We start from the raw sequence: 14,003 nt of genomic DNA on the forward strand, positions 1-14,003 counted from the left end.
CAGGATCTAAAAATAGACTGCTCTACTCCCTATTCAACTGAAACCGAAATCTATCATAACACGAAAAAAAATCGCTTAGTAGACTAGACTTTTTGTTTTATTTTTTGTAGGCATCGCACTGTAAATCTTCTGACACTTCTGTAATTTCCACTTCAACACCTAATTCTTTTAGCACCGCTTCAAGCGCAGAGACGATTGAAGCTTCTCTCACTAATTCTTTCCCATTTACAGAAACACTCGTTCCATATTCGAAACAGGAATCGTCTTCACAAGTTTGTTCCCAATGATTAATTTTAATTTTATGTGTCATGAACTCATCCTTTTCTGTCTAGATGTCTGATGCATGTTTATAGTGTAGCGGCTTCACATTCATTTGTAAATTTACGTGCTTACTCTTCTTCATCAGAGCCATCATCATATTCTTCGTCGTCCCATTCATCTATGTATTTCGTTGTAACGAGAGTCAGCTCTCCTTCTTTTTCATCAAACCGGTACACATGTACTTGATCATCTTTCACAACAGCAAAATGATTATTTTTTAGTGCAGCAGATGATGATAAAATTCCATCTACATTTTCATGAGAATGATTATTCCAACTTTCTTGTCTCGTTTCAATGTTTGAGATAGCGCACGATCCAAACAAGACAACAATTCCAATCAAAAGGAGGATCACTCTAATCCTTCTTAATTCAAGCTCTGCATTTTCCATATGAATCCCCTCACCCTTCTAATATCCAATAAGGAATTATACGAAAAATTGGCAGAAAAGTTTCATTGCATACAAAATAGCCCCTCTGCACTGACAAAAAACGTAGCGGGTTCCGGCCGGTTTATTCGCAGATGCATGGGGCTATTTTAAATACAACATATCCTATTCTAATTCTAGATTTACATTCTTTTGAGGTGCAAATGTAGAAATGGCGTGTTTATAAATAAGCTGCTGCTTCCCTTCTGTCTCAAGCAGCACCGTGAAATTGTCAAACCCTTTCACTTGACCGCGAAGCTGAAAGCCATTCAGTAAGAATACTGTGACAAATGTATTGTCTTTGCGGATCTGATTCAAAAACTGCTCCTGAATATTAATCGGTTTCATGTTTCGTCCTCCTTGATTCTGATAACTACAGTTTCGCTTTAAGTCCAAGCTTTCCTGCTATATATGCGAAAATTTCCTCTTTTTTGTCCGAAAAGTGGCAAGGCGGTGTCATATCAAACCAAGTGACCGCCATTTTATTACGGAACCACGTGAACTGACGCTTCGCATATCTACGGGAATTTTGCTTTAATTGCTGGATGGCTTCATCAAGTGAGCAGTCACCTTGAAAATAGGCATACAGCTCTTTATAACCAATGGCTTGAACAGACTGACAATCCTTCAAGCCAGATTGATAAAGTGCTCTCACTTCTTCAATTAAGCCTTCATCTATCATCATATCAATTCTTTGATGAATGCGCTCGTACAAAAGCTCTCGATCCATTTTCAGCCCAATGAAGGCTGTATCATAAAGAGGAACTTCTTGATGCCCGTTTTGCATCTCCGACATTTTCTGACCTGTTGTATGGATCACTTCAAGCGCCCGGATCACGCGGCGGACGTTATTCGGATGAATTGCGTTTGCAGCATCAGGATCTACTGCCTTTAGCTTTTCGTGCAGCAAAAGCGCACCATGCTGCTGTTCAAACAGCGCCATTTCTTCTCTAAAAGCAGGATCACTTTTCTCATCCGTAAATGTGTAATCATATAAAACAGATTGGATATAGAGGCCTGTTCCGCCGACAATCATTGGCGTTTTCCCTCTAGCAGCAATCTCTTTAATTTTCATACGAACCAGCTGCTGAAATTCAGCTGTCGAAAAAGATTCGTCCGGCTGTTTAATATCAATTAAATGGTGCGGGATGCCATTCATTTCTTCGGGGGTGATTTTAGCAGTTCCGATGTCCATTCCTTTATAAATCTGCATAGAATCCCCGCTGATAATCTCTCCATTAAATGCTTTGGCTATATCAATGCTCAATTTGGTTTTGCCGACAGCCGTCGGCCCTACTAACACGATTACTGGCTGCTTCGCTTTATTCATAACATCACTCACTTTTACAAAACTGCCTACAGTATAGCATAACTTTTCTTACTCTCCTATATGCTGCCCATCACCAGCCAAGCGGTTCATTTCCAACCACTTCATATGTTTTTCCTTTTAAACGATGCTTATGGGTTGGCCGCTTCTCATCTGGACTATAGACGACACCTCCATATGGGATGGGTACAGAATCGAGATAGGCTGAATAGGTGACTTCCTCGATCTCGTGATAATGTGTTCCATCCACTCTTGGAATTGCAGGCCCTGTGACCCCGTAATACCTGTGGAAATGCCCTCTTTCAAAGGAGGTGATTCCGCGATAAAAATGAGTATGCCCGTCGGTACTGCTTCCATTCACAGGCTGAGAAATACCTTCTATTAAATGATAATGCTCCTCTGTTACATCCGTACGCGCTTTATATGCATGAGCATGCGGCGGACACTTTGCCCAATCAGATGGATACAGGCCCATTTTTGACATTCCTCCTTATATTAGGCGTTCACCCAAACATATGTAGGCCAACGGAATACACTGATTTCAGTTACAGTGATTTTATGAGAAAGGAGCCTTTTATTATGAATTATTTTGATACACCTCCAGTTATTGAAGAAGACATGAGAAGACCTTTTGGTTTTGGATTTGGACGCCCTGGCTTTGGGTTTGGGAGACCCGGATTCGGCTTTGGGAGACCTGGATTCGGATTTGGACGCCCTGGATTCTTTGGACCTCCATTTTTAGGTGGTTTTGCTGGAGGCCTGCTTGCTGGATCTCTACTTGCGCCAGGATATGGCTATGGATATGGATACCCTTATCCGCCGCCATACCCGCCATATGGACCATACCCTTATTATTAAATATGACGTTTAAGCGAAAACATCCGTTCATAAAATGAATCGATTGACACACTCTTTTTTCATGGGTTAACATTTACTTTACCGACTGTTCAGTAAAGTAGGTGTTTTTTTTATGTCTAAAACCAAAAAAGAGCAAATTTTTGATGCAGCTGCCAGCACAATTTTAAAAGAAGGATTAAGCCAGCTCACCCTTCAGCAGGTTGCAGAGCATGCAAATATGACCAAAGCTGGTCTGCTTTATCATTTTTCAAGCAAGGAAGAGCTCATCCAACAAATGAATGAGCACGCGATTCTTTGTTTTCGTCAGCAGCTCGAGACGTATCAAGAAACATACAAACACGAAAAAGCGCCTTATGTACGCGCATATATATTGGCCACATTACATGATTTAGATATGCAGCATACAACCCAGCTATGTACAAGCATGCTGGCTACCATGTCATTTGATGATGCGCTGCTGCAACCTTGGCGTGATTTTTATGCGGAGTTCAAAGAAAAAGCAGCTGAGGAAATAAACGATCCTGCACTGAGTCAGCTGATCCGCCTTGTATGTGATGGGATATGGTTTTCAGAAATGTTTCAGCTTGAACCGCTGAAAAGAGAGGAGAAAACCCTTTTACTTCATCGGATTTTACACCTATTAGAGGAGGGATGATCATGATCCTCGGATATCTTTTTTTGGCTGTTGCCATTTTTTCAGAAGCCATTGGCGCCGCGATGTTAAAATTATCAAATGGGTTTACGCGCTGGAAACCTAGCGCTGTCGTTGTGGCTGGCTATACACTTGCTTTTTATATGCTGTCATTGACACTGAACATCATTCCGCTTAGCATGTCTTATGCAACTTGGTCTGGGGTTGGTACGGTCCTCACGGCTATTTTTGGCGTGCTCTTTTTCAAAGAAACCTTGAACCAAAAAGCAGTCATTGGGATGACGATGCTTGTCTCAGGTGTCGTACTATTAAATATGTCATAAAGGATGTGAGAGATCATGAAAGGAATGCTCTACTTAACAGGAGCGATTTTAACGGAGGTTTTTGGCAGTACAATGCTGAAGCTTTCTCAAGGCTTTTCGCAGCTGCTGCCGAGTATTGGGGTACTGATCGGATTTGGCTGCGCCTTTACTTTCCTCAGTTTGGCACTTAAAACCATTGAGCTTTCGTCTGCCTATGCAACCTGGTCTGGCGTTGGAACAGCACTTACTGCTCTTGTAGGACTTGTGCTGTTTAACGAAACCATCAGCACGAAAGGCTTCATCGGCCTTGCACTTGTCATCTGCGGCGTGATTGTCTTAAATCAGTCCAAAAAGCAAAAGAACGAAACCAAAGCACAACTCGATCAAACCGAATGGACATCATAAAAAAAGTCATTTTCTCCATATTTCAAGAGAAAATGACTTTTTGGTTTTAACGGCCGACTTGAATGGTTTCTTCTAAGATAATGTTCACATTACCCTGAACAGCTCTTGAGATCATACATGAGCTTTCGGCTTTATGCGCAAGCTTACGGGCCAGCTCAATTTCATGTGCGGAAGCGGACTCTTTAAGGGTGATGACAGGTCGATGAATAATTTCCTCATAAGTAAACACACCATTTGTCACATCTACGATGGCTTCAGAGCTCATCGACAGATCCTCTTTTTCTAATTGACTCCGCTCCATCATGGCTGCAAGCGTAATGATATAACACGTAGCCGCTGCACCTAAGAGCATCTCATCTGGATTGGTTCCCACACCAGGACCGTCCATTTCCTTTGGAATCGAAATCTTTGTTTTTAATTGTTCACATGCGATTGTACCCACATCGTTACGCAGACCAGGCCAGCTTGCCTGAAGATGAAAATGATGACGCGCCATATCCGTCTCTCCTTTTGTTATCACTGTTCATAGTGTAACAAGATTTCCCCTGCTTGTCTTAACATGTGCACAGCCCTTATGTATATTCTTCATCCAGCACTGTCCGAATTGCCCTGACATAACGATAGAACGCCTCGTTTTTTGTACTTGACCGCCTCCGAAAGTCGAAACTGTCAAATAAAGCTTCACGCTGACTTCTACTAATCTCAAGCTGCACACTTTGCCCTGTTTTTGTAAGATTATTAATATTATGATTGCTTGTCCCGCTCAGGGTTGCGTGTGCGACAGCCAGTTCAGCAGAAAACCCGTTCCGCTCTAATGAGTTCACAATTTTCTCTGCTCGGTCGTAATCTGTTCCGCCGACGAGAGTATGGTCAATCCCTTCCTCGCCTTTGTATCCATGCACGGCTAAGATGTAATCATGTGCTTTTGCCTGCGCGACGCCGATTGGCTCATCAAAGTTTGTACTTGTAATATGAAGTTCTGATGCATTCTCTCTTAGACCTTCAAATAAATACGTCGAAAAATCGTTGTCAAAAAAATGGACGATCTCGCTCACGCCGCCTTCGATTCTCCCGCCATGAGGCGACATCACAAGAAGGCGGCTGCCGGGCACTGGGTTGGCTGTAATGTTGTAGCTGCTTGTTGATTCGTTTTCTTCCAGTTCTTTAAAATTTCGATAAATATCATTTGAACCGCTTTCGTCTTCCCCACCTGATGACACTGGCTCATCATGTTCCTGTGCTTGCATGGTATAATAAACGCCCCATCCGATCGCAAGCAGGAGAAGCAAAGCAAAAAACTTCTTCATTCCCGTTCTCCTTTAACAGATTTCTAAGCCGTTTCTATGATTTATATTGAATCATCATTTCTTATCATTTTTTCCACATTTTCTCTTCACGTTTGATCATAACACTCTAGATCATGAGATTCCTCAAAAATAAGATAATTGCATTTATATACACAGAAACGCCTGTCGTCTTTGAAAACAGAGTTAGAATAGTATGACAAACAAATGACGTTATGTTTAATATGACCTAGTCCTATCCAGTCTGTTTTCTTTAATTCGGCTTTTTTTGATAAGGATTTGATTTTTTTCATCTGTACCGAGTCACATTTATATGAGCATTGACCCTGTCTACACCCCTCCTTTTTCTGCAAAATGCTTTGTTTCACTGATTCTCTCAGAAGAACTCTCTCACCTAACATCGGCAGTTTCTACATGATTTCCACCTTTTTCTATTATTTTACAAAATGTAAGCGCTTTTCTTTTTTGAAAGACATAAGCAAGCCGCCAATATGAAGAAAAGGAAGGACAAGAATCCGAACCAAGCAGTTCACATTCTCATAATGTAAGAGTGTACGAGAATGGATAGCTAGAATGGAGGGCATCACATGTTTGGATTTTCTATGGTGCAAATGGTCAGAACACATGCTAGTAAACTCGATCAGCCTTTAAGAGAGACCGTTCTTCACCTTTATAAACCTTTTAAATGGACGCCATGCTTTCTTCATCGTTTTTTCGAAGGCAGACTGAAGAAGAAAAAGAAACTTCGTGTGATCATTGAATTTAAGGAAGGTGCAGCTGAAGCAGAGATTCAAAGCACAAAACAGCTCATGAAAAAAAGCAGAAAAACAAATATAAAACGACATTTCTCACATATCAATTGCTGCGCTGCTGATCTAACACCTGCTGCCTTAGAGGATTTATTAGCAAACGGTGAGCATATTCGCAAAATTTATTTAGACCGGAAAGTTCATGCGCTGCTAGATGTAGCCACACAAGCAAGTCATGCTGAAGAAGTCATCCGAAACGGGACAACTTTAACCGGGGAAGGCATTACGGTCGCTGTCATTGACACGGGAATCTATCCGCATGAAGATTTAGATGGAAGAATTCGTGATTTTGTGGATTTAGTCAAACAAAAAAAGAAGCCTTATGATGATAATGGCCACGGTACTCACTGCGCGGGAGATGTCGCGGGAGATGGAGCCGCCTCAGACGGCTTATACAAAGGGCCTGCCCCAAAAGCAAATCTGATTGGTGTGAAAGTGTTAAATAAACAAGGGGCTGGATCACTTTCTACTATTATAGAAGGGGTTGAATGGTGCATACAGTTCAACGAAGACCACCCCGATGATCCGATTCATATTATCAGTATGTCGCTAGGCGGCGCTGCCCAGCGTTATGATGACGAACAAGACGATCCAATGGTGCGTGCTGTCAATGCTGCTTGGGATCAAGGCATTGTTGTATGCGTCGCTGCTGGAAACTCCGGTCCTAACAGCCAGACGATTGCAAGCCCTGCTGTCAGTCAAAAGGTCATTACGGTCGGAGCCTATGATGACCGGAATACACCAGAATCAAGCGACGATATCGTGGCACCGTTTTCAAGCAGAGGGCCAACTGTTTATGGTGAAGCAAAGCCTGATATCCTCGCACCAGGAGTAAACATCGTTTCTCTCAGATCACCAAGATCCTTTCTGGATAAACTCGATAAATCAAGCAGAGTCGACGATGATTATACAACGTTATCTGGCACCTCGATGGCAACACCGATTTGTGCTGGTATTTGCGCTCTACTGTTAGAGCATTCACCAGATTTAACGCCGGATGAAGTCAAAACCTTGTTAAAAGAAAATACAAGCAAGTGGTCTGGGGATGACACGATGATTTATGGAGCAGGTGCAATTGACGCAGAAAAAGCAATCAAAGAATAAAGAAAAAAGCCCTTTACGCTTATGCGTAAAGGGTGTTGTTTGTCTCGTTTTTAAGTGTGAAGTCTTTCATCTACTTGAGCAGCTGACATGTTATGCTTCGTTCTCATACATCTCATCTCCTTTTTGAATGTGCGTACGCGCTTCGATCACAATCTCAAAAAAAGTGGAGGATTCCTTGTACATGTCGCGTTCCTTATAATAATTAGCCGCATCAAGTGCTAATTCCTCTAAATCAGCAAACATTTTTTTATTTCTCAGACCAAAAAGTGCTGACCTCAATTGCTCACAGCCGTCTTTCTCTATATAGAGAGCTTGCAAAAATTGGAATTTCAATTGATAAATTTCATCTTCCAATACATAAGCCTCGTTCATTCCTGTAGATATGGCCTCGCCTGCCCGCTTGATATCTCCGAGTTTAAAACAAGTGAGGGCAAGTGAAAACAACGATTTGATCATCGTAGATGCTTGATCTTTCTGATAAAGTGAAATGGCTTGTTCAAAAAAGACAGTCGCTGTATGGTATGTTCCCATACTATAATGACAAGTGCCTAAGTTATTAAGAGCCATCGCTTTAAAGTAAGATGTGCATTCTTTTTGTTCCATCGCTTCACAGACCTTTAACGCTTTTTCTAAATAAGGAAGCGCTTTTTGATACTGATTGACATCAATCCAATTACCTGCCATGACAAAATCACATTGAATGCTTCTCTTTCCATAAAGCTGATGTTTCTTATAGATGTCTCTCGCCTTTTTAGCATAGTGCATGGAGAAATAGGTTTGTTTCATATGATAGTATACTTCTGCGATTTTATAGTAAAATTCTGCTTTTTCAATCTCATCTGTCACTAAAATCAGTTGATGTTCCGCATGCTTGTAATATGAAATGGCCTCGATATACCGGCGCTGGATAAACGCATACATTCCATGAAAAAAATGAAAATAATAGCCGAGTAAGCCTGTCATCTCATCTTCTGCATCGTCAATTTCTTTAGGAAAGGACACTGCTTGAAGCGTTTCACTCCCTGCATGGACTGGCGCTAAGTGCTGAAGCATCATTTGATGACGAAAATCCATTAGAGAATAATATAGGAGTAAATCTTGATCCTCTTCCATATCATGAATTTCTTCTTCAACAAGGCGCTTCATGCCGTTAGCCTGTTCAACTTCAAATTTGCAAATATGCGTGTACCATTGATTGATCTTTACACCTACTTCGGAAGATGGTATTTTGTGTGCCATCCACTTCAGCCCCATTCTATCATATCAAACTGATAACTATTATTTTACATAATTTATGTTTTCAAGGCAAATTGTAAGTTATTACATATTTTATGTTCAAATCGCATATTCCTATCTTTTTTACCAAGTTTAAATAGAGTACTTTTGCCCATCAAAACTTTTTTAAGAAGACGGATCGAATTCTCTTAGTACTTCTTTTAACGCATTGGTATAACGTCTGAATGCTTTTTTCTTTCCTTTTCTCGTATCAAAATTGTCAAAAAAAGCTTCTCTTTGCGCTGTACTAATTTCTAGCTGAACACTTTCACCACTCGCATTTTGATTATTTATATTTTTGGGATCTGTACCAGAAAGCCGTTCGCCTTTTTGTACCATTTCTGCGGAAAATCCCCGATCTTTTAGTTCTCGCACTACCGCTCTTTGCATTTTTTCATTTGTGCCGCCAACGAGCGTGTGTCTTTTATCACTTTTATAGCCGTGGATGGAAATTGAAAAGGGATACGTTTTAATCATTTGAACCAAAATGGGTTCATCAAAATTGGTACTCGTGATATGCAGGTCCCGGTTATTGTCTTGCTTCGTACCTTCAAACAAATACGTAGAGTACCTTTCTTGAAAGGCTTCTACAATTTCACTTGTTCCTGGTTCAATTTCACCTCCATGAGGAGAAAATACAAGTAAATCACTTCCGCCCTTTTCGTGAAATTCTATTTCATAACCATCTCTTTCATATCGCATGAGCTGTTTAAAGTTTTCATATTGATCGCCTTGTTTTCGCTCTTTTTGATACTTTTCTACCTCTTGATGATGCTGCTTTTGCTCTTTTTTTTCTTGAACAGAATGGCTGCATTTCACCATTAAAAGAGCACACAGGATTAGAAAGATGAATCCACATATTAGTAGCCTTTTCATTTCACCGCTCCTTTTTTCTCTTAGGTGTCATCTTACCGCAATATTTTACTATTAATGGCTTAGAAAATTCAAAGGTTGTAAGGCTCATTTGAATGAATCAGGAGAACTTACCTGTTTTTCATATCATCCTAGGTATTTCAGAGGTCTTTGAATTTTTGTTGTGCACATAAAAACTAAATCGTATGACCTCATTTCAATTTTAGTTAAAACCACCTACAAAAATGGAAATATTCCTCTTTTTTCAAACAAAAAAGCTGTAAACAAAAGGAGTGTCCCCTTCTATTTACAGCCAGTCTCTGTATATCGTCATTATATTCTTAATTCATTTTCTAAAGCTGACATTACTTCATCTTGCGTTAGTCCCTGTGCAAGTGAAATCTCACTCACTAACATGCCTCTAGCATCTTCAAGCATCTTCTTTTCACTTGAATTCAATGCTTTCTTCTGATTTCGTCTCATTAGATCTTTGACAACGTCTGCACCATCTTCGATCGCACCTGTTTTTAGCTTCTTCAGATTTTCATCATATCTTTGCTTCCAAGTAAGCGTGTCGTCGTTTGTTTCTTCTGCAAAATTGTTCATCACAACTTTCAGCGTTGCTTGATCTGCAACCGGACGTATACCTAGTTGATTGATTCTGCCTTTTGGGACCATCATCTGCATATTCGGCATTTGAATCAGAAAATATTCCTGCGTCTTACCTAAAATCTCTTTTTCTTCCATTCCTTCAATCACACCGGCTCCATGCATTGGATAAACAATTTTATCACCTATTTGAAACAAATCCGCCACCTCCGAAAGTATTCACAATATCATTATAACACATTTCATCAGAGGATAAAAATTTATATTTTATCATGTTATTTTAGCACTAGTCAATTATTTTTATTTGAATTATTTCAGAAAAAGCCTTTTTTTACAAAAGAAGCGAGAACATCCAGTCCCCATGACTCTTTCTTGCATATACTAGCATTGAGTCACATTTAGGAGGGATGACAATGTGCAAATGCAAGTGCAAACATTCCCACTCACACTGCCATAAAAAGCATGACGATCATTGCCATGAGGATCCATGTAAAGAAAAAAAGTTTCATCATAAAAAAGATAAATGGTTTGAGAGCGATTTTTGGGATACCTCTCGAAGCTACGATCCCTGTTATTTTCCTAAAAGTGTCTGCAGCAGATGTAAAAAGCGTCGTAGAAGAAGACATCGCTTCGAAATTTAAGGCTTGACGCTTTACCTGCTTTTCCTTTTCCCGGCTGAAAAGCCGGTTTTTTTTCTTTCATATGGATAGGCTCATGAAGCAGTTCTGTCTCATAGGATATGGCAACCTGACATAAAGGATGAGATATACATGAACGATATGAACAGCCAAATGAATCATTATCACCAAGAAAATCCCTATCACACATTTGAAAATGTGTATACAGCCAATCATGAGCATATGATTGCGCCAAACATGCATGATCATATGAATATGCCAAACCATTATCATAGCGGCAAAAAAGATGTGTATAACGCGCACCATCCACATCATCATTCACCCTATTCAACGTTTCCAAATCAGCATGATTACTTTTCAAAGCATATTCCAATGAAGGATCACCATCATCTAGGCCATTATGGTGGATATGGGATGATGCCACACCATCCATACGGATATCAAGATATGCACCACATGATGATGCCAACAAACCAGCAAATGGCAGGCCATTATTACGGAATGAATCAACCAAATGCGCTATTTCCCCGCTATTACTAAAGAATGACAAAATAAGGGTATAATATCCCATTTAATACCATATGGTAATATGGTAACATTATAGGTAAATAATGGGTGTAATCATCTATTATTTACCTATATTCAACAAGGGGGAAGGAAAAAATGAAAAAAACATGGACGATTCTTATGATGGGGATGCTCACATTGGTTATGGCGCTGTCAGTACCGCTTTCTGCATCTGCTGAGGAAGCCGGCAAAGCAACAACCAATGCAAAACCAGCTGCACTTTACGCAAAAATTACAGGAGCAAGTAAGCAGGAATGGTCTTTTTCTGACATTGAGCTGACGTACAGCCCAAATTCTATTCTAAGTCTTGGTGCGGTTGAGTTCACTCTGCCAAAGGGTTTCCAAGCAACAACTAAAGACATTATGAACGGCAAAGCATTAAAAGACAGCTATATTTTGAACAACGGACAAACAGTTCGTATTCCGCTCAGACTGGATTTACTTGGAATTTCCAAATATACATTAAAGCTTTCACATAAAGTACTTCCTGCTGCAGGTACATACACGTTCCGTGCAGAAAATCGAGCAATCAGCATCGGTTCCACATTTTATGCAGAAGATACGATTGATATTAATACACGGCCAGTTGTGGTCACACCGCCAGATCCTTGCGGATGCTAAATAAAAAAGCGCTCTTTTAAGAGCGCTTTTTTTATATCACATCACCCGTTTAAACATTTTTTCCATTTCATAAGTGGAGTGATGAATAATGATCGGCCGGCCGTGCGGACAGGTGAATGGGTCCTTCGTTTGCCGGAGTTCATCTAATAAAGCTTTGATTTCATCATGACGCAAATGACGATTTGCTTTGATTGATCCTTTACAGCTCATCATAATTGCCGCTTCTTCTCTCAGTTTCTTGATATCAACACGCTTTTCATTAAGCACTTGCTCTATAATCTCTTCGATCAGTTCAGCTTCTTCACCTTTTGGAAACCACTGCGGATGCGACCGAACGATGTAGCTTCCTGAACCAAAGGGCTCTAAGAAGACCCCCACTTTCGCTAGAATATCCTTATGCTCTTCAATAATCAGCATATCATTTTTAGAGTAGTGAAATGTTAAGGGGACGAGCATTTCTTGCACTTCCTGTTCGATCTCTCCCACCTTCTCACGATAATACTCATACTTGATTCGCTCTTGAGCTGCATGCTGGTCGATGATATAAAGCCCTCGTTCATTTTGGGCCAAAATATATGTGCCATGCATTTGCCCAATTGGATACATCACAGGGACGCGCTCATTTTCAGGAATCGTTTCTGTCACTTCTTCGTGCAGTACCGTCTCTTCAAGTGAAGCCGCTGATTCCTCTAAATGAACACGCTCAGATGAGGTTTCTTCATAAAATACTGGTGATGATGCTTCTGTCTTCTCTTGTTTAGGCATTCCGTATGCATCGGTATGACTTGTCTCATATACGACCGACTCGTGCGGCTCCGCCTGATAGGTTACTGGTGTTTCCGCTGGGCTTGAGTTCCTTTGTTTCGCATCAAAGGTTAAGGATTGCTGCTCATTTTTCACAGCTGGCATTGGTGCTTTTTTTGGCACTGAAGCACTTGGAATGAGCTGCTGCTTTTGAAATACTTCCTTAATTCCTTGTTTAATCAGCTCATGAAGTTCCTGCTCTTTACTTAGTCTCACTTCAAGCTTCGAAGGATGAACGTTCACGTCCACTAAAATTGGATCCATCTTCATCTCAATAAATGTGATTGGATGGCGGCCAATCGGAAGCAGCGTGTGATATCCTTCATGGATCGCTTTCACAAGCGGAAAATGTTTGACATATCGGCCGTTTACAACAGAAGACATATAATTTCGTGATGCCCTCGTCACTTCTGGTAAGGAAATATATCCTTTCACTTCAAAATCAAGTGATTGTACGTGAAGCGGCAGCATTTTTTTGGCCACAGCTGTCCCGTAAATGGCTGCTAGTACATGACGCACATCTCCGTTTCCATTTGTCTGAAGCAGGACTTTCCCTTGATGACGCAAACGGATCGATACTTCGGGATGAGCTAGCGCAATTCGATTGACTACATCCGATATATTGCCAAGTTCCGTATGAACGGTTTTCATGTATTTTAGACGGGCTGGCGTATTGTAAAATAAGTTGGTGACCACAATCTCGGTGCCGCGGCGGCCAGAGGTTTTTTTCTCTGAAATGATCTTCCCGCCTTGCAAAGCTAAGTGTGTCCCAGCTCCTTCGCCAGTACTTGTTTTCATTTCTAGATGAGAGACGGATGCAATACTTGGCAGCGCCTCTCCTCTGAATCCGAGCGTTCTAACACGAAACAGATCATTTTCATCTTTGATTTTACTCGTTGCATGGCGCTGGAAGGCGAGCTTACAATCTTCAGCATCGATTCCAACACCATTATCAATAATCCTTATAGAAGAAAGACCTGCTTCTTCTACATCGATTTCAATCACTGTACTTTTTGCATCGATCGCATTTTCCACAAGCTCCTTTACAACAGAAGCCGGACGCTCGACCACTTCACCTGCAGCAATTTTATTGGATAGGTCATCGGATAACTGAATAATCTTTGCCATTT

18 protein-coding genes are annotated in these 14,003 nt (G+C 40.8%); 7 read left to right on the top strand and 11 right to left on the bottom strand.

Going from position 1 to position 14,003, the window contains the following annotated elements; genetic code table 11:
• Positions 1-97: 97 nt before the first annotated feature.
• The 5 genes from MHI60_RS18120 to MHI60_RS18140 form a co-directional block, all read right to left on the bottom strand.
• On the bottom strand, positions 98-310 hold the full coding sequence (locus MHI60_RS18120; protein ID WP_003212415.1) for a hypothetical protein: 213 nt from the start codon (positions 308-310) through the stop codon (positions 98-100).
• A 79-nt stretch (positions 311-389) separates the two neighbouring features.
• On the bottom strand, positions 390-710 hold the full coding sequence (locus MHI60_RS18125) for a YmzC family protein (protein WP_144470586.1): 321 nt from the start codon (positions 708-710) through the stop codon (positions 390-392).
• 162 nt (positions 711-872) lie between these two features.
• On the bottom strand, positions 873-1,094 hold the full coding sequence (gene hfq, locus MHI60_RS18130) for an RNA chaperone Hfq (protein WP_024424088.1): 222 nt from the start codon (positions 1,092-1,094) through the stop codon (positions 873-875).
• A 25-nt stretch (positions 1,095-1,119) separates the two neighbouring features.
• Positions 1,120-2,076 carry a tRNA (adenosine(37)-N6)-dimethylallyltransferase MiaA gene (gene miaA / locus MHI60_RS18135; protein WP_111292936.1) on the bottom strand — a complete coding sequence of 319 codons (957 nt, stop codon included), beginning with the start codon at positions 2,074-2,076 and terminating at the stop codon, positions 1,120-1,122.
• A gap of 70 nt (positions 2,077-2,146) precedes the next feature.
• A complete protein-coding gene (locus MHI60_RS18140) occupies positions 2,147-2,548 on the bottom strand; it encodes a YmaF family protein (RefSeq protein ID WP_095408568.1) in 402 nt (133 codons plus the stop codon).
• 104 nt (positions 2,549-2,652) lie between these two features.
• Here MHI60_RS18140 and MHI60_RS18145 point away from each other — a divergent pair, with 104 nt between their 5' ends.
• The 4 genes from MHI60_RS18145 to MHI60_RS18160 all read left to right on the top strand — a co-directional run bounded on the left by MHI60_RS18145 (position 2,653) and on the right by MHI60_RS18160 (position 4,290).
• Positions 2,653-2,931 carry a spore coat protein gene (locus MHI60_RS18145; RefSeq protein ID WP_095408567.1) on the top strand — a complete coding sequence of 93 codons (279 nt, stop codon included), beginning with the start codon at positions 2,653-2,655 and terminating at the stop codon, positions 2,929-2,931.
• A gap of 112 nt (positions 2,932-3,043) precedes the next feature.
• Positions 3,044-3,586 (top strand): TetR/AcrR family transcriptional regulator, encoded by a 543-nt coding sequence (locus tag MHI60_RS18150; RefSeq protein ID WP_144485282.1) that lies wholly within the window; start codon positions 3,044-3,046, stop codon positions 3,584-3,586.
• 2 nt (positions 3,587-3,588) lie between these two features.
• Complete coding sequence (locus MHI60_RS18155; RefSeq protein WP_095408565.1) at positions 3,589-3,906, top strand: multidrug efflux SMR transporter; 318 nt, start codon at positions 3,589-3,591, stop codon at positions 3,904-3,906.
• A 15-nt stretch (positions 3,907-3,921) separates the two neighbouring features.
• Positions 3,922-4,290: a multidrug efflux SMR transporter gene (locus tag MHI60_RS18160; protein ID WP_048239858.1), complete on the top strand. Its 369-nt coding sequence runs from the start codon at positions 3,922-3,924 to the stop codon at positions 4,288-4,290.
• A gap of 46 nt (positions 4,291-4,336) precedes the next feature.
• Here the strand turns inward: MHI60_RS18160 and MHI60_RS18165 are convergent, their stop codons facing one another.
• Both MHI60_RS18165 and MHI60_RS18170 read right to left on the bottom strand, forming a co-directional pair.
• Entirely contained in the window at positions 4,337-4,786 is a 450-nt protein-coding gene (locus MHI60_RS18165) for an OsmC family protein (protein WP_144470584.1), read from the bottom strand.
• Between the two features lie 76 nt (positions 4,787-4,862).
• Complete coding sequence (locus MHI60_RS18170; protein WP_144470582.1) at positions 4,863-5,597, bottom strand: poly-gamma-glutamate hydrolase family protein; 735 nt, start codon at positions 5,595-5,597, stop codon at positions 4,863-4,865.
• Positions 5,598-6,181: 584 nt separating this feature from the next.
• On the opposite strand from MHI60_RS18170, the gene MHI60_RS18175 reads away from it, so the two are divergent.
• Entirely contained in the window at positions 6,182-7,507 is a 1,326-nt protein-coding gene (locus tag MHI60_RS18175) for a S8 family peptidase (RefSeq protein ID WP_144485280.1), read from the top strand.
• Between the two features lie 90 nt (positions 7,508-7,597).
• Here MHI60_RS18175 and MHI60_RS18180 read toward each other — a convergent pair whose 3' ends face one another.
• From MHI60_RS18180 to MHI60_RS18190, 3 genes are all read right to left on the bottom strand, one after another.
• On the bottom strand, positions 7,598-8,746 hold the full coding sequence (locus MHI60_RS18180; protein WP_095408560.1) for a Rap family tetratricopeptide repeat protein: 1,149 nt from the start codon (positions 8,744-8,746) through the stop codon (positions 7,598-7,600).
• Positions 8,747-8,908: 162 nt separating this feature from the next.
• On the bottom strand, positions 8,909-9,658 hold the full coding sequence (locus MHI60_RS18185) for a poly-gamma-glutamate hydrolase family protein (RefSeq protein ID WP_095408559.1): 750 nt from the start codon (positions 9,656-9,658) through the stop codon (positions 8,909-8,911).
• A gap of 309 nt (positions 9,659-9,967) precedes the next feature.
• Positions 9,968-10,441, bottom strand: a complete 474-nt coding sequence (locus MHI60_RS18190) for a CarD family transcriptional regulator (RefSeq protein ID WP_048239848.1) — start codon at positions 10,439-10,441, stop codon at positions 9,968-9,970.
• Positions 10,442-11,013: 572 nt separating this feature from the next.
• On the opposite strand from MHI60_RS18190, the gene MHI60_RS18195 reads away from it, so the two are divergent.
• Together MHI60_RS18195 and bslA are read left to right on the top strand one after the other, a co-directional pair.
• Positions 11,014-11,421 (top strand): hypothetical protein, encoded by a 408-nt coding sequence (locus MHI60_RS18195; RefSeq protein WP_144470578.1) that lies wholly within the window; start codon positions 11,014-11,016, stop codon positions 11,419-11,421.
• A gap of 123 nt (positions 11,422-11,544) precedes the next feature.
• The gene (gene bslA, locus MHI60_RS18200; RefSeq protein ID WP_144470576.1) at positions 11,545-12,069 is read left to right on the top strand and encodes a biofilm surface layer hydrophobin BslA; all 525 of its coding nucleotides are present in this window, start codon (positions 11,545-11,547) and stop codon (positions 12,067-12,069) included.
• Between the two features lie 36 nt (positions 12,070-12,105).
• Here bslA and mutL read toward each other — a convergent pair whose 3' ends face one another.
• Positions 12,106-14,001, bottom strand: a complete 1,896-nt coding sequence (mutL, locus tag MHI60_RS18205) for a DNA mismatch repair endonuclease MutL (protein ID WP_144485278.1) — start codon at positions 13,999-14,001, stop codon at positions 12,106-12,108.
• Positions 14,002-14,003 lie beyond the last annotated feature (2 nt).

It is taken from the genome of Bacillus sp. FSL K6-3200, from assembly GCF_038630485.1.
In the GTDB taxonomy this organism is placed as follows: Bacteria; Bacillota; Bacilli; order Bacillales; family Bacillaceae; genus Bacillus; species Bacillus safensis.